Here is a 14,983-nt window from a genome sequence, read left to right on the forward strand (position 1 = left end):
GGCTAGACCGACCGGCCGGCGCGCACCCGCTGCAGCCACGACTCGGCCGCGGCGAACGCCTCCTCCCCCGGTCCGCTGCCCGTCACGGCCGGGCTGCCGGCCTGCGGGTAGCTGCCGAGGAAGCGCACCCGCTCGCAGATGCGGTGCAGGCCCATGAGCGCCTCACCCACGCGGGACTCGGCGACGTGCCCCTCGCAGTCGATGGAGAAGCTGTAGCGGCCGAGGGCGTCGCCGGTGGGGCGGGACTCGATGCGGGAGAGGTTGATGCCGCGGGTGACGAACTGCTCCAGCACCTCGATGAGGGCACCGGGGTGGTCGGCGCGCAGGAACGCCACGAGCGACGTCTTGTCGGCGCCCGTCGGCGCAGGGATGACCGGGCGCTCCCCCGGCGCGGCGGGGCGGGCCAGGAGCACGAAGCGGGTCTCGGCGCCGCGGGTGTCGCCGATGTCCTCGGCGAGGACCTCCAGGCCGAACCGCGCCGCCGCGAGGGGGGCGCAGACGGCCGCGTCGTAGCCGGCGGCCTCGGCGTCCACCGGCTCCGCGAGGCCCGCGGCGGCGGCGGCCGTGGACAGCGACGGCAGGTAGCGCGCCCCCTGCAGGTTGCGGTCCAGCCAGCGGCGCACCTGGGCGTGGGCGTGGGAGTGGGTGCTGACGGTCCGCACGTCCGCCAGCGCGGTGCCGGGGCGGGCCGCCAGGACGAAGGTGACGGGGATGACGACCTCCCCGACGACCAGCAGGGGATCGCCCGCGGCCAGGCCGTCCAGGGTGGCGGAGACCCCGCCCTCCACGGAGTTCTCGATGGGGACGACCCCGATGTCGGCCAGCCCCGAGCGGACGGCCGCGATGGTGGCGTCCACGCTCGGGTAGGGGTCGGCGGGCGCTCCGGCGGGGGCGACGGTGCGCAGCGCGGCCTCGGTGAACGTGCCGGTGGGGCCGAAGAACGCGTAGCGGGGCGGCTGGTCCGGGGAGGCGGGCGGGGACGCGTCGGTCGGCACGGGGGACGAGGCTAGCCGGACCTCCCGGCGGTGCCCGCAGGTTCGCGCCGCACCGGTCCCGGCCCCGGCGACGGAGCGGGGATCATGGAGCCATGGCAGCGCACCCCCACGGCCACACCCACGACCCGGCCGCGCTGCGGTCCGTCCGCGCCCCCCGGGGCGTGCGGTGGCTCCTCGGGGTGCTGGTCGTGCTGCTCCTCGCGGCGGCCCTGGCGGGGGTGGCGTCGACGTGGCCCACCGGCGCCCGCCCCGGCGCCGCCCCCACCGCCACCACCTTCGTGGGCGAGGAGGTCGTCCACGGCCGTGTCGAGGGGGTCCGGCAGGACCGCTGCCCCGGCACGTCGGAGGACCGGCTGCCCGACGGTGAGATCCCCGCCGTCGTCGACTGCCCCCATGCCGCGGTGCGCCTGAACGACGGCCCCGGGGCCGGCTCGACGGTGGAGGTGCCCGTGCCGGCCCTGATCGCCCGGGGCGGCCTCGAGCGGGGCGACGCCGTGACGCTGAGCCTGTTCCCCGCCACCGCCGGGCAACCGGCCGTCTACGCCTGGAACGACTTCGACCGCCGCTTCCCCCTGGCCCTGGCCGTGGGCCTGTTCGCCGTGCTCACGGTCGCCGTCGCGGGCCGCCGGGGGGTCGCCGCCCTCGTCGGCCTCGGTGTCGGGGGCGCCGCCGTCCTCGGCTACGTCGTGCCGTCGCTGCTGGAGGGGAACTCCCCCGTCGTGGTGGCCCTCAGCGCCTCCGTCGCGGTCATGGGCGTCGTCCTCTACACCACCCACGGCGTCTCCACCCGCACGACGGCCGCCTACCTCGGCACCGTCGCGGGGCTGGGCGCCACCGCCCTGCTGGCGCACGCCGCCGTCGACGCGACGCAGCTGCGCGGGCTGGACGACGAGGACTCCTACACCGTCTCCCTCCTCGCCGGCGGCGTGGACCTGCGGGGCTTCGTCCTGGCCGGGGTGGTCATCGCGGCGCTCGGCAGCCTCAACGACGTCACCATCACCCAGGCGTCGGCGGTGTGGGAGGTCCGCGCCCACGACCCCGCCGCCCGCTTCGCCACGCTGCTGCGCAGCGGGATGCGGGTCGGCCGCGACCACCTGGCGTCCACCGTCTACACCGTCGCGTTCGCCTACGCGGGCGCGGCGCTGCCCACCCTGCTGCTCATCGAGCTCTACGAGCGCCCCCTGGGACAGGTCCTCACCTCGGGCGCGGTCGCGGAGGAGGTGGTGCGCACCGTCGTGGCGGGCGCCGCCCTGGCCCTGGCGGTGCCGTTCACGACGGCGCTGGCCGCGGCCGCGATCGGGGCCGGGACGCGTGTGGAGGGCACGCGGGTGGAGGGCACGCGGGTGGACGGGGCCGCGGCGGGCCCCGGCGAGGCCCCCGGCGCCGAGGGCCTGTCCTAGGGTCGCCCGCATGACCGGCGCAGGTGCCCACCCGTGACAGCCGCCCCACCACCCGGCTGGCCGCTGCCGGTCGCGGTGCTGGACGCCGACGCCCTGGAGCACAACGTCGAGCGGATGGCGCGCTGGTGCCGCGACCACGGCGTCCTCCTGGCCCCGCACGGGAAGACGACGATGGCCCCGGCGCTGTTCCGCCGCCAGCTCGCGGCGGGGGCCTGGGGGCTCACCACGGCGAGCGTGGCGCAGGCGCGGACGGCCCGGGCGGCCGGGGCCCGGAGGGTGCTGGTGGCCAACCTCGTCGTCGACCCCGGCGACATCGCCTGGGCGGGCGCGCAGGTCGACGCCGACCCAGAGGTCGTGGTGCTCGTGTACGCGGACAGCACAGCGGCGGTGCGGCGGCTGGAGGAGGTGCTGCGGGCCCGCGGGCAGCAGCGCCCGCTGCCGGTGCTGGTGGAGGTCGGCTACACCGGGGGCCGCACCGGGTGCCGCGACGTGGCGTCCGCCGTGGCGGTGGCGCGGCTGGTGCGGGACAGCCCCCTGCTGCGGCTCGCGGGCGTCAGCGGCTACGAGGGGCTCATCGCCCGCCCCGACCCGGCCGCGGAGGAGGTTGCGGTGCGGGAGTTCCTCGGCACGGTGCGGCAGGCGGCGCGGGCCCTGCACGCCGCGGGGCTGTTCGAGGCGGCCGGACCGGACGGCGTCCTCGTCAGCGCGGGTGGCAGCTCGTGGTTCGACCTCGTGGTGGACGTCCTCGGCGCCGAGCCCGTCCCCGGCGCCCGCACGGTGCTGCGCAGCGGCTGCTCCCTCACCCACGACGCCGGCACGTACCGGCGGAGCTCCCCCCTCGACGGGCGCGGGACCGGCGACGACGCGCTGCGGCAGGCCCTGCACGTGTGGGCGCACGTGCTGTCGCGCCCGGAGCCGGGCCTGGCAGTGGCGGGCTTCGGCAAGCGGCACACGGGCACCGACCGGGGGCTGCCGGTTGCGCAGCTGGTGCTCGACGCCACCGGCGCGGCGCGGGACGTGGAGGGTGCCGTCACCGTCACCGCGGTCCACGACCAGCACGCGGTGCTGCGGGTCGCGCCGGAGGACCCCCTGGCGGTGGGGGACCTGCTGCGGGTGGGGGTCGACCACCCGTGCACGACGTTCGACCGGTGGCGGCGGCTGCCGGTGGTGCGTCAGGGCCGGGTGGTCGAGGTGGTGGAGACGGAGTTCTGAGCCCCTCCCACCCGCAGGGCCTCACTGCAGGGCCTCACTGCAGGGCGGACGTCAGCCGTGCCAGGTTCTCCAGCAGCCGGTGCCGGTGGGAGCGCTGCATCCACTCCTTGAGGAACAGCTCCGTGCTGCGCTCGCGGTAGCCGCCGCTGATGCGGCGCAGGTCCGCGGCGAAGTCCTTGCCGCAGACCATCACCGAGACCTCCAGGTCGAGGATGAACGAGCGGATGTCCATGTTGCTGGAGCCCACGACCGACACGACGTCGTCGATGATCATGTGCTTGTCGTGGAGGACGTAGGGCGCGGGGTAGCGGAAGATGCGCACCCCGGCGCGCAGCAGCGTCTCGTAGTAGGAGCGCTGGGCGTAGTGCACGAGGAGCTGGTCGCCGATCTCGGAGACGAAGAGCTCCACGGACAGCCCCCGCTGGGCGGCGGTGGTGATGGCGAACAGCATCGACTCGTCGGGCACGAAGTACGGGCTGACGATGGAGATCCGCTCCTGCGCGCTGTACAGGAGGGTGTTGAAGAGGCGGAGGTTGTTCTCCCCCTCGAAGCCCGGCCCACTGGGCACGACCTGGCACTCCAGGGTGGCCACGCCCGCGGGCAGGGTGACCGGCTCGATCTCCTGCTCCAGCAGCTCGTCGGTCTCGCTGTACCAGTCGGTGAGGAAGAGGGCGTCGACGCCGGAGACGACGGGCCCCTCCATCCGCACCATGAGGTCCTGCCACTGCAGGCCGCGACGGCGGTTGCCGCGGTGGTTGTAGCTGCGGTCCACCATGTTCTGCGAGCCCACCCACGCCACCTCCGCGTCGACGACGAGGAGCTTGCGGTGGTTGCGCAGGTCGGGGCGCTGGTAGCGGCCCCGGTGCAGCTGCACCGGCAGCATGGGGTGCCAGATCACGCCGATCTCGGTGAGGTGGCGGATGGTGCGGCGGTAGCCGGGCATGCGCAGGGACCCGATGTGGTCGAACAGGACCCGCACCACCACGCCGCGGCGCACGGCGTCGGCGAGGGCCTCGAAGAACGGCTCCGTGGTGGCGTCGCGGGCGAGGATGTAGAACTCGGCGTGGACGTAGTGCCGGGCCCGGCGGACCTCGTCGGCCATCGCGCGGATCGCGGTCTCGTAGTCGTCGACGACCTCCGCCCGGTTGCCGCCGACGAGCGGCATGGCGCCGAGGTTGCGGTTGAGCTGCACGACGCCGGGCAGCCACGGGGGCCACGGGTGGTCCTCGGCGACGAGGTCCATGCCGCGGGTGGCGTCGAGGATGAGCCGGTTGATCTCGCGCTGCTTGGTGCGCCGGCCGCTGGGCAGCTTGGGGTCGCCGATGAACAGGAAGAGCAGGGCCCCCAGGTAGGGGATGAAGAAGACCGCGAGCAGCCACGCCATGGCGGAGGAGGGGCGCCGGTTGACGGGCACCACGGCCACGGCGATGCACCGGATGACGATGTCGATCGTCAGGAGCACGCCGGGCAGGAGCAGGGTGAGCACCCAGTCGTCCGCCACGTCCACGCTCTCCGTCCGCTGCCGTCCTCTCGTCCCTGGACCGGGCTGCCCCGCCCGGTCGGTCGACGGCCCCGCTCCCGCGCCCACCGGGGGTGGCTGCGGGGTCGTGCCGGGCGTCGCACCCCCGATCCTCGCCGCAGGCCCGCCCGTGCGCACAGCCGGGGGGCGCAGGACCACCGCATCGGCTCAGCGCCGGCCCCCGGCACCGCCCCGCGCGGGCTGCCCGTGCAGACCTTCGTGCAGACCCTCCAACGGAAAGGACCCTTTCCGTTGTCGAGATGACGTCTCGACAACGGAAAGGGTCCTTTCCGCGCGGTGTGCGGTGTCCGGGGAGCGCGGGCTCAGCCGGCGCGGCGGGTCAGACGCTCCTCGCGGCGGCGCTGCGACCACATGCGCTCGCGGTCCTCCTCCGTCAGTCCGCCCCACACCCCGTAGGGCTCGCGGTACTTCATGACGTGCTCGCGGCAGGCGTCGAGCACGGGGCAGCGGTTGCACACGGCGACGGCTTCGGCGTCGCGCCGCTGGCGGGCTGCTCCGCGCTCCAGCTCCGGGTGGAAGAAGACCTCGGGGTCAGCGGCACGGCAGGCTCCGCGGAGTTGCCACTCCCACTGGTCGCTGGTGGGACGGAGCTGTCGGGACAGATCAGGCACGGGTTATCCCCCCTTGAGGTCGGCGTCAGGCCTCTTACTCCCCCACCCTCCCGTAAGTTAAACGCAAAGTCACTAGCTAGGCGCAATCAGTGACGATTTGGTTGACCCCTGGATCGCCGTGTGCTCGCGCCGCACCAGCCGGTGCAGCGCCCACAGCGCCGCCACCGTCCACAGCAGGTCCCCGTTCTGCACCAGCCGCGCCAGCACCCGCGGCACCTCCGGCTGCGCCACGAGGTTGGCCCCCCACCACGGCCAGGGGCACCACAGCAGCACCGCGCCCACCCCCGCCACGACCAGGCGCCGCCGCGACCACCCCGCACCCGCCAGCGCCCCCAGCGCCACCACGCCCCAGTGCACGTGGTGCAGCCACGACACCGGCGACAGCAGCACCGCCACCAGCCCGCACGCCGCGACCTCACCGACCCGGCTGCCCTCCCGGTGCATCCGCCGGGCCACCCCGAACCCCAGCACCGCCGCCACGGCCACCAGCGCCAGCCACAGCACCTGCGTCGCCACCGGCGACAGGTACAGCCGCAGCACCATGCCGCGCAGCGACTGGTTGGAGGACCCGGCGTTGGGCCCGAGGCGGTCCGACGACAGCAGCGCGTCCGTCCAGAACGCCAGCGACGCCTCCGGCGCCAGCAGGAACGTGGCCGCGGTGACCCCGGCCGCCGCCACCACCGCGTTGCGCAGCTCCCGCCACTGCCTCGTCACCGCGAAGTGGATCAGGAACACCCCCGGCGTCAGCTTGATCGCCACTGCGAGGCCGACGAGGACGCCGCGCGGCCAGCGGAAGCGGCCGACGTGCCCGCGCGCCAGGTCCAGCAGGCACAGCGCGATGAGGACGGCGTTCACCTGCCCGAAGCGGATCCCCTCCCCGACGGGCGAGAACCACACCGCGACCGCGCACACCGCGCCCTGCGCCAGCGCCGCGCGCTCCCCCGCGCGCGCCAGCAGCGGCCGGAACGCGATCCCCACGGTGATCCACAGCAGGGCGAGCTGGAAGGCGGTCCACACCCAGCCCAGGACCCCGAACGGCACCAGGGCCAGCGGGATCGCCAGCACCGCCGAGAACGTCGGGTACGTGAACGGCAGGAGCTGCGGCACCTCCGTCTCGTAGGAGTAGACGGGACGGCCGACGAGCAGGCTGCGCCCCGCCTCCCGGTACACCTGCAGGTCCACCTGCCACTGGTCCTGCGGGTGGTCGACGAGGTAGCGGTGCACCACCGGCGCGGCCGCGAGCAGGAACAGCAGCAGCCCGGCCCAGAACCAGCGCCCCCGCACCCCGTCCCCCGTCCCCCCGGTCCCGGGCACCCGCGCCGCCGGGGCCCGCACCTGGCTGCTGGAGTCGTCCGCACCGATCACCGGGGGATTCTCCCCGAGACCCCGACGCGCCCTCCCCACCGCGTCCCCGCGCCGCGCAGGTCCTCCCCGCGGCGCCGCCTAGCCTTGCCGGGTGCTCCAGCGACCGCTCGCGCTGCTCGCGACCCTGCTCGCCGCCGCGCTCGCCCTCCTCGCCGGCGCCGCCCCGGCCGCGGGCGCCGCTCCGGCCGGCCCCGGCGGGCGGCCCGTCGTCCTCGTCGGCTTCGCGGGCGTGCGCTGGGCCGACGTGGACGCCGAGCGCACCCCCGCCCTGCACGGCCCCGTCCCCGACGGCGCCATCGGCACGGTCGCCGTCCGCAGCGTCTTCACCGCCGCCTGCCCCGCCGACGGCTGGCTCGGCCTGTCCGCGGGCCGGCGCGCCACCGACTTCGCCGGCACCTCCGCCGAGCACGTGCGCGCCCCCTGCGCGCAGGTGGCCCCGGCGGTGGACGGGCGACAACCGGACCTGCAGCGCTACCGGGAGATCGCCGCGGCGGGCACCTTCAGCGCGCAGCCGGGCCTGCTGGGCGAGGTGCTGCGGACGGCGGGGGTGCGCGCGGCCGCCGTCGGCCCGGGGGCGGCGCTGGCCCTCGCCGACACCTCCGGCCGCTCCCCCGTCGCCGGACCCGCGGACGCCTCCACCCCGGAGGCGCTCGCCGAGGCCACCCGCGCAGCGCTGGCCCAGGGCGCGGAACTGGTGGTGGTCGACGCCGGGGTGGTGCGCGACCCCGGCGACCTGCCCTGGGACGAACCCGCACCGGCCGCCACCCTGGCGGAGCAGGTGGCCGCCGTCGACGCCCGGGTGGCCGCGGTCCTCGCCGCGGTCGGCGAGGAGGCACCGGAGGCGAGCGTGGTCCTCGCCTCCCTCGCCGACGCCGGCCGCACGCCGCACCTGCAGTTCGCCGCCGCCACCGGCCCCGCCCCGCGCGGGGAGTACGCCGAGGCCCTCCTCGGCAGCCGCTCCACGCGGCAGGACGGCATCGTGCAGACCACCGACCTCGCGCCCACGCTGCTCGCCCTGACCCTCGGCCCGCGCTACCCGCAGGTGGCGCCGGAGCTGACGGGGGCCCTCGTCGGGGCGCCCGTGAACCCCCAGCCGGGCTCCCCGGAGACCGCCGCCGCCCGGCTGCGCAAGGTCCTGGACCTGGACCAGGCCGCGCAGGCGGTGCAGCCGCTGGTGCCGCGCTTCTTCACCGGGCTGGTCACCGCCCAGATCGTGCTCTACGTCGCGGCGACCCTCGCCGTGCGGCGGCGCTGGGGCGGGCGCGTGGGCCGCAGCCGGGTGCTGGCGTGGATGCGGCGCACGGCCGTCGTCTGCGGGTGCGTCCCCGCGGCGACGTTCCTGGCCAACCTCGTGCCCTGGTGGCGGGCCGGGGACGACACCGCCTCGCACCTGCTCGCGGTCTCGGCGGCGGTGGCGCTGTTCGTCGCCGCCCTGGCAGCCCTGGCGCTGCTGGGCCCGTGGCGGCGCAGCCCGCTCGGCCCGCTGGCGGCGGTGGGCGCCGCCACGGCGCTCGTGCTGGCGGTGGACGTGGCGACGGGCACCCGCCTGACCACCTCCAGCCTCATCGGCCTGCAGCCGGTGGTGGCCGGGCGCTTCTACGGCCTGGGCAACACCCAGTTCGCCCTCTTCGCCACCGGCTCGCTGCTGCTGACGACGGCGCTGGCCGACCGGCTGCTGCGCTCGGGGCGCCGCCGGGCTGCCGTCGCGACCGTCGCCGTGATGGGGGTGGTCACCACCTTCGTCGACGGCGTCGTGGGCAGCGACTTCGGCGGGCCGCCGGCGATCGTGCCCGCGTTCACGCTGCTGGCGCTGCTCATCGCCGGCGTCCGGCTGTCGGTGCTGCGGGTGCTGGCCATCGGCGTCGCCACGGTCGGCGTCCTGGCCGCCCTGTCGGTCGGGGACTGGCTGCGCCCCACCGAGGAGCGCACCCACCTGGGCCGGTTCGTGCAGACGGTCCTCGACGGGGGCGCCTGGCAGGTCGTGGAGCGCAAGGCCCTGCAGAACCTCAACATCCTCGTCGGCTCCGAGCTGACGCTGCTGCTGCCGTTCGCGGCGGCGTTCGTGGCGTTCGTGCTGATGCGGCCCTCGGCGCTGGGGGTGCGGGCGCTGCAGTCCGCCTACGACCGGCACCCCGCGCTGCGGCCGGGGTGCGTGGCGCTGCTCGTGCTGTTCGCGATCGGCTTCGCCGTCAACGACTCCGGCACCACCGTGCCCGCGGTGGGGGCGATGCTGGCGCTGCCGCTGCTCATCGCCGTCGGCGTGCGGACCCTGGAGCTGGAGGAGCCGGCGGCGGCCTCGACCCCGGGGCCCACCCCCGCGGCGGGGGCCCGGGGCTGACGCGGGGCGCTACGGAGGGACGCGCCGTGCGCCGAACGGGGCACAGCGCCGCCCAACGCCAGCTCGGGTGGTGCACGCAGTGCGACCCTCGCCACGGCAGCCCGTCCGAACCACCCCAGGAGACTCCGTGATCCCCTTCGTCATCGCTCCGCTCGGCCACGTCCTGGCCTCCGCCGCCGTCTCCGCCGGGCTGGTGAAGGCGATGGACGACGGCCGGGGCCCCGCCGCCCTGCGCCGGGTCGCGGTCAGCGCGACGAAGGCGGGCATCCGGGCCGCCCGGGCCGCCGAGTCGGGTGTGGAGCGCACCCGTCTCGTCGCCGGCGACGTGGTGGCCCAGGCCTACGGCGAGATGGGTGAGCAGGTCCCGGTGCGCGACACCGACGGCGACGCGGCGGACCAGCAGCGCTGACCGTTCCGCCCCTGTTCCGCACCGCCCGTTCCGTCCCGTCCCGGAGGCCCGTCGTGACCGAGACCCCCGCACCCCCGCGCCCCACGGGGGTCCGCACCGTCGCAGACGCCGGCGGGCGGGCGCGGTTCGAGGTGCCCTGGATGCGGCGTTCGGCCGTGCGCGCCGCCGCCACCGAGGAGGCCCTCGGCGCGGTGGCGGGGGTCCGCACCGCCCGGGCGCACCCGCTGACCGGCGGTGTCGTCGTCCACTACGACCCGGCCGTCACCGACGTCGCCACGCTGGCCGTGGTCCTCGAGCGGGCGGCGGCCGGTGCGGAGGCCGGCACGGAGGCGCCGCGGACCGAGCACCCGGCGGACGGCGAGGTCGACGCCCCGGAGCAGCCGGTCGGGGCGGTGGCCGCGGGTGCGCAGGTGGCGGGCGCCGTCGCGCTGCGGGACCGGGCGGCCTTCGAGCTGGCGCGCGCGACCGCCCTCCCCCGCTCGGAGCTGGCGGCGCTGGACGTGTCGGACGTGCACTGCGACGACACCGGGCTGCTCGTGCTGGTGCGGCGTCCCGGCAGCCCCGTGGAGGTCCGCGTGCTGCGCACCGAGCCCGGCGGCGATGCGGCGGTGGATGCCGTGGAGGCGTGGTGGGAGCGGCGGGCGGCGGCCGGCTCCGGGCTGGGTCCCCTGTTCCCCGCGCTGACCGCGGCGGGGCGGCTGCGCGCGCCGGAGCAGGGTGGTTCGCGCCTGTCCGCCACCGCGCTGCGCCGGATCGTGGTGTCGGTGGCCGCACGGCTGGGGGCGAAAGCTCCCGCGGAGCAGCCCCGGGGGTGACCCCGGAACTCACCTCCGCGGCGGGGGTCCGGGTGTGAGTCGGGTGGGGCCGGCCTCCTGCGGGCGGGGCCTGTCCTCCGGGTGGGCGCGCACGGCGAGGACGGCGACGTCGTCCTCGGGATCCTCACCCAGCACGGCGCCGAGGACCCCGTCGAGGAGCTGCGCCAGGGGCTGCCCGGCCCGGGCCGCGAGCTCGCGGGCGAGGAGCGCGACACCCGCCTCCAGGGTCGCGTCACGGCGCTCCACGAGGCCGTCGGTGTAGAGCAGCAGCGTCGATCCGGGTGGCAGCTCGCACGTGCCGTCCTCCCGCACGGCGTCCGGGTCCACCCCCAGCATCAGGTCGGGCTCGCCGTCGAGGACCTCCACGCGCCCGTCGGCGTGCAGCAGCAGCGGGGGCGGGTGCCCGGCGTTGGACCAGCGCAGGCGCCGCAGCCCCCGCGCGCGGTCCTCGGCGGTCTGCTCGACGCGGGCGACGACGGCCGTGGCCAGCACGTCGAGGCCGAGGACCTGGACGGAGCGCTCGAGGCGGCACAGGAGCGCCGAGGGGGGTTCGGGGCGGTCGACGGCGTAGGCGCGCAGCATGGCCCGCACCTGCCCCATGTCGGCCGCGGCGCCCACGTCGTGGCCCATGACGTCGCCGATGACGAGCGTGGTGCCGCTGTCGGCGACGACGGCGTCGTACCAGTCGCCGCCCACCTGGTCGCCGGAGCTGGCGGGCAGGTAGCGGCAGGCCAGCTCCAGGTGGTCCGGCTGGGGCAGCTCGGTGAGCATCGCCGCCTGCAGGGTGCGCGCGGCCTCGCGGCGGTCCTGCAGCTGCGCTGCGTGGCGGATGCGCACGTGCGCCACCCAGACGGCGAGCACCGCGCCGAGGGCGACGACGGAGACGCGGGTGGCGGCGGGCAGGGTGTGGACGTCGTCGACGGCGACGAGCAGCCACGCCACCGCCACCGCGAGGACGCCGACGCCGAGGGTCTGCCGGCGGGTGCCTCCCGCCCCGGTCAGTGCCGGGGCGAGCGCGAGGGTGCCGGCGATGTTCGTGGCGGAGGGGGGCTCGTCGTCGACCACGGACACGGCCACGACGTCCACCACCGCGAGCAGCGCGACGACGGAGGCCCCGAGCAGGGGCCAGAGGGAGCCGCCGCTGCCGGTGCCCGGGCGACGGGACGCGCGTGCGCGCCTCCGGCCGGGTCGTCCTGGCGTGGTCATGGCGCACTTCCGTCGGCGAGGCGGGGAGGGCACCTCGGTCCGGACCCTCCGTTCCGTGATCTGGACTCTAAGTGACGGGCGGCTCGCGGGTCGCCGATCCCGGCAGGACGCCGGGGCGGGGCATCTCGGATGACCGGCCACGCCCTATGCTGTTGGTAATCGTTCCCTGTAGTGAGGATGCGCCGATGACCTCCCCCGCCCCCCGTCGTCGCCGCGCCGCCGCGGCGACGGCGCTCACCACCGCCCTGGTGCTCGGTGCGAGCGCGTGCGGCGGCGCGGGGAGCGACCCCGCCACCGCAGCCGGCGAGGGTCCCGCGGAGGACTCGACGCTGTCGGTGGTGGCCTCCACCGACGTCTACGGCGACATCGCGAGGGCCATCGCGGGCGAGCGCGCCGAGGTCGTCTCGATCATCGACGACCCGGCCCAGGACCCGCACTCCTACGAGGCGAGCACCCGCGACCAGCTCGCGGTCAAGCGCGCCGACGTCGTCATCGCCAACGGCGGCGGCTACGACCCCTACATGGACGCCATGCTCGACGCCGTCGGGCGCGACGGCAGGACGGTCATCACGGCCGTCGACCTCTTCGACGGCGGCGAGCACGCCGGGGGCGAGCACGCCGCCGAGGGCCACGCCGGGGGCGAGCACGCCGGGGACGAGCACGCCGAGGAGACCGCCGACGCCGCGGCGGAGGACGAGCACGGCCACGGACACGGCGGCGTCAACGAGCACGTCTGGTACGACCTCGACACCGCCCAGCACGTCGCCGAGGAGCTCGTCGGGGCCCTCTCCGCAGCCTCCCCCGAGGACGCCGCGACCTTCGAGGCCAACGGCGAGGCCTTCGCCGAGCGCATCGCCGGGCTGCTGGCCCGCCAGGAGGAGCTGCGCGCCACCACGCAGGGCAAGGGCGTCGCCGTGACCGAGCCCCTGCCCGTCCACATGCTCGCGGCCCTCGACATGGTCGACCGCACCCCCGCGGAGTTCAGCGAGTCCATGGAGGAGGGCAGCGACGTCTCCCCCGCCGTCCTCCAGGAGACCCTGACCGTGCTCGGGTCCGGACAGGTGGCCGTCCTCGTGTACAACGAGCAGACGTCCGGCGCGCAGACCGAGCAGGTGGAGGAGGCGGCCCGCGAAGCCGGCGTGCCCGTCGTCCCGGTCACCGAGACGCTCCCCGACGGCAAGGACTACGCGACGTGGATGAGCGACACCCTGACCGCCCTCGAGGAGGCGCTGACGCCGTGAGGGCGGACCCGCTGAGCGCCGCTCCCGCGGGCGCCACCACCGCCGCGCCCGCGCCCGCGCCGGGCCCACCCGGCCCCAGCGCCCTCAGCCTGCGCGGCGCCACCCTGCGCTACGGCTCCCGCGCCGTGTGGAGCGACCTGGACCTGGACGTGGCACCGGGGGAGTTCCTCGCCGTCCTCGGCGCCAACGGCTCCGGCAAGACCAGCCTCCTGCGCGTCCTCCTCGGCCAGCAGGCCCTCGCCACCGGCAGCGCCACCATCGCCGGACGCCCCGTGCGCCGCGGTGGCCGGGGGATCGGCTACGTCCCGCAGCAGAAGGGGCTCGACCCCACCACCCCCCTGCGGGCCCGCGACTTCGTCCGCCTCGGCATCGACGGCCACCGGTGGGGTCCCTGGCTGCCCAGCCGCTCCGCCACCCTGCGCGTCGACGCCGCCCTCGCCGCCGTCGGCGCCACCGGCTACGCCCGCACCCCCGTCGGCACGCTCTCCGGCGGGGAGCAGCAGCGCCTGCGCATCGCCCAGGCGCTCATCACCGACCCCGCCGTCCTGCTGTGCGACGAGCCGCTGCTGTCGCTGGACCTGCACCACCAGCAGTCCGTCAGCGCCCTCATCGACCGCCGGCGCCGGGAGAGCGGGGCGGCGGTGCTGTTCGTCACCCACGACATCAACCCCGTCCTCCCCTACGTGGACCGGGTGCTCTACCTCGCCGCCGGCCGCTTCCGCGTCGGCCCGCCCGAGGAGGTCATGACCAGCGCGGTGCTGTCGGAGCTGTACGGCTCCCCCGTGGAGGTCGTGCACTCCGGCGGCCGGCTCATCGTCGTGGGCGGCGCCGCCCCCTCGGAGCACCCGCACTGCGGCGCCCACGACGAGGGACGGGTCGCGTGATCCGGCTGGCCGTGGACTCCCCCGGCGGGATCCTCCGCTCGATCGTGGACTTCTCCGACTACGGCGAGCTGCTGCCGCTGGTGCAGAACTCCCTGCTCGCGGGGGCGCTGCTCGGCCTGGTCGGCGGGCTCGTCGGCGTGATCGTCCTGGCGCGGGACCTGCCCTTCGCGGTGCACGGCATCAGCGAGCTGTCGTTCGCGGGTGCGGCGGCGGCGCTGCTGCTGGGCGCCGACGTGGTGCTCGGCTCGGTGGTCGGCTCGATCGTCGCCGCGGTGCTGCTGGGGGTGATGGGCGTGCGCGCCCGGGACCGCAACTCGGCCATCGGCGTCCTCATGCCGTTCGGCCTCGGCCTCGGCGTGCTGTTCCTCGCCCTCTACCCGGGGCGCTCGGCGAACAAGTTCGGCCTGCTCACGGGGCAGGTGGTGGCGGTGGACGACCCGCAGCTGCACTGGCTGGCGGGCATCTCCGTGGTGGTGGTGCTGGCCCTGGCGGTGGCCTGGCGGCCGCTGCTGTTCGCCAGCCTCGACCCGGAGGTGGCGGCGGCGCGCGGGGTGCCGGTGCGGGCCCTGGCCCCGGCGTTCATGGTGGTGCTGGGCCTGGCCGTGGCGATGTCGGTGCAGGTGGTCGGCGCGCTGCTGGTGCTGGCGCTGCTGGTGACCCCGGCGGCGGCGGCGGTGCGGGTGAGCGCCTCCCCCGTGCTGGTGCCCGTGCTGAGCGTGGCGTTCGCGCTGACGGCGATGCTGGGCGGCATCCTGCTCGCCCTGGGGTCGCGGGTGCCGATCAGCCCGTACGTGACGACGGTGTCCTTCCTCATCTACCTGGTGTGCCGGCTGGTGGGTGCCCGGCGCCTGCGCAGGGCGCGCCGCACTCCCGCCCTCCAGCCCGCCTGACGGGCGCCGCCCCCGCTCGTCGCGGAAAGGACCCTTTCCGTGGTCCGGGCTGGTCCGGGCTGGTCCGGGGTTGGTCT

Annotated in this window: 13 protein-coding genes; 8 read left to right on the forward strand and 5 right to left on the reverse strand. The window is 76.3% G+C overall.

Annotated elements, in window-relative coordinates; all coding sequences use genetic code 11:
* Window positions 1-2: 2 nt before the first annotated feature.
* A complete protein-coding gene (pheA, locus tag CLV92_RS15245; protein ID WP_104434064.1) occupies window positions 3-995 on the reverse strand; it encodes a prephenate dehydratase in 993 nt (330 codons plus the stop codon).
* A gap of 92 nt (window positions 996-1,087) precedes the next feature.
* Here pheA and CLV92_RS15250 point away from each other — a divergent pair, with 92 nt between their 5' ends.
* Both CLV92_RS15250 and CLV92_RS15255 read left to right on the forward strand, forming a co-directional pair.
* On the forward strand, window positions 1,088-2,395 hold the full coding sequence (locus CLV92_RS15250) for a YibE/F family protein (RefSeq protein WP_104434066.1): 1,308 nt from the start codon (window positions 1,088-1,090) through the stop codon (window positions 2,393-2,395).
* A 33-nt stretch (window positions 2,396-2,428) separates the two neighbouring features.
* A complete protein-coding gene (locus CLV92_RS15255; protein ID WP_104434068.1) occupies window positions 2,429-3,607 on the forward strand; it encodes an alanine racemase in 1,179 nt (392 codons plus the stop codon).
* A gap of 34 nt (window positions 3,608-3,641) precedes the next feature.
* Here CLV92_RS15255 and cls read toward each other — a convergent pair whose 3' ends face one another.
* The 3 genes from cls to CLV92_RS15270 form a co-directional block, all read right to left on the reverse strand.
* Window positions 3,642-5,114 carry a cardiolipin synthase gene (cls, locus tag CLV92_RS15260; protein ID WP_104434070.1) on the reverse strand — a complete coding sequence of 491 codons (1,473 nt, stop codon included), beginning with the start codon at window positions 5,112-5,114 and terminating at the stop codon, window positions 3,642-3,644.
* A 335-nt stretch (window positions 5,115-5,449) separates the two neighbouring features.
* Window positions 5,450-5,758 carry a WhiB family transcriptional regulator gene (locus CLV92_RS15265; RefSeq protein ID WP_104434072.1) on the reverse strand — a complete coding sequence of 103 codons (309 nt, stop codon included), beginning with the start codon at window positions 5,756-5,758 and terminating at the stop codon, window positions 5,450-5,452.
* A 72-nt stretch (window positions 5,759-5,830) separates the two neighbouring features.
* Window positions 5,831-7,123: a glycosyltransferase 87 family protein gene (locus CLV92_RS15270; protein WP_104434074.1), complete on the reverse strand. Its 1,293-nt coding sequence runs from the start codon at window positions 7,121-7,123 to the stop codon at window positions 5,831-5,833.
* A 91-nt stretch (window positions 7,124-7,214) separates the two neighbouring features.
* Here CLV92_RS15270 and CLV92_RS15275 point away from each other — a divergent pair, with 91 nt between their 5' ends.
* From CLV92_RS15275 to CLV92_RS15285, 3 genes are all read left to right on the forward strand, one after another.
* Window positions 7,215-9,461, forward strand: a complete 2,247-nt coding sequence (locus CLV92_RS15275; RefSeq protein WP_104434075.1) for a hypothetical protein — start codon at window positions 7,215-7,217, stop codon at window positions 9,459-9,461.
* Window positions 9,462-9,588: 127 nt separating this feature from the next.
* Window positions 9,589-9,870 carry a DUF1490 family protein gene (locus CLV92_RS15280; RefSeq protein WP_104434077.1) on the forward strand — a complete coding sequence of 94 codons (282 nt, stop codon included), beginning with the start codon at window positions 9,589-9,591 and terminating at the stop codon, window positions 9,868-9,870.
* A gap of 53 nt (window positions 9,871-9,923) precedes the next feature.
* On the forward strand, window positions 9,924-10,685 hold the full coding sequence (locus tag CLV92_RS15285) for a hypothetical protein (RefSeq protein WP_104434079.1): 762 nt from the start codon (window positions 9,924-9,926) through the stop codon (window positions 10,683-10,685).
* A 9-nt stretch (window positions 10,686-10,694) separates the two neighbouring features.
* Here CLV92_RS15285 and CLV92_RS15290 read toward each other — a convergent pair whose 3' ends face one another.
* Window positions 10,695-11,891: a PP2C family protein-serine/threonine phosphatase gene (locus tag CLV92_RS15290; RefSeq protein WP_104434081.1), complete on the reverse strand. Its 1,197-nt coding sequence runs from the start codon at window positions 11,889-11,891 to the stop codon at window positions 10,695-10,697.
* 185 nt (window positions 11,892-12,076) lie between these two features.
* On the opposite strand from CLV92_RS15290, the gene CLV92_RS15295 reads away from it, so the two are divergent.
* From CLV92_RS15295 to CLV92_RS15305, 3 genes are read left to right on the forward strand one after another with little or no spacing between them, the layout of a single operon-like run.
* Window positions 12,077-13,132 (forward strand): metal ABC transporter solute-binding protein, Zn/Mn family, encoded by a 1,056-nt coding sequence (locus CLV92_RS15295; RefSeq protein WP_104434083.1) that lies wholly within the window; start codon window positions 12,077-12,079, stop codon window positions 13,130-13,132.
* A complete protein-coding gene (locus CLV92_RS15300) occupies window positions 13,129-14,016 on the forward strand; it encodes a metal ABC transporter ATP-binding protein (RefSeq protein ID WP_245886856.1) in 888 nt (295 codons plus the stop codon). The genes CLV92_RS15295 and CLV92_RS15300 overlap by 4 nt, the downstream gene beginning before the upstream one ends.
* A complete protein-coding gene (locus CLV92_RS15305; protein WP_104434085.1) occupies window positions 14,013-14,906 on the forward strand; it encodes a metal ABC transporter permease in 894 nt (297 codons plus the stop codon). The genes CLV92_RS15300 and CLV92_RS15305 overlap by 4 nt, the downstream gene beginning before the upstream one ends.
* The last annotated feature ends 77 nt before the right edge of the window (window positions 14,907-14,983 follow it).

Origin of the sequence: Kineococcus xinjiangensis (assembly GCF_002934625.1) — a bacterium.
In the GTDB taxonomy this organism is placed as follows: Bacteria; Actinomycetota; Actinomycetes; order Actinomycetales; family Kineococcaceae; genus Kineococcus_A; species Kineococcus_A xinjiangensis.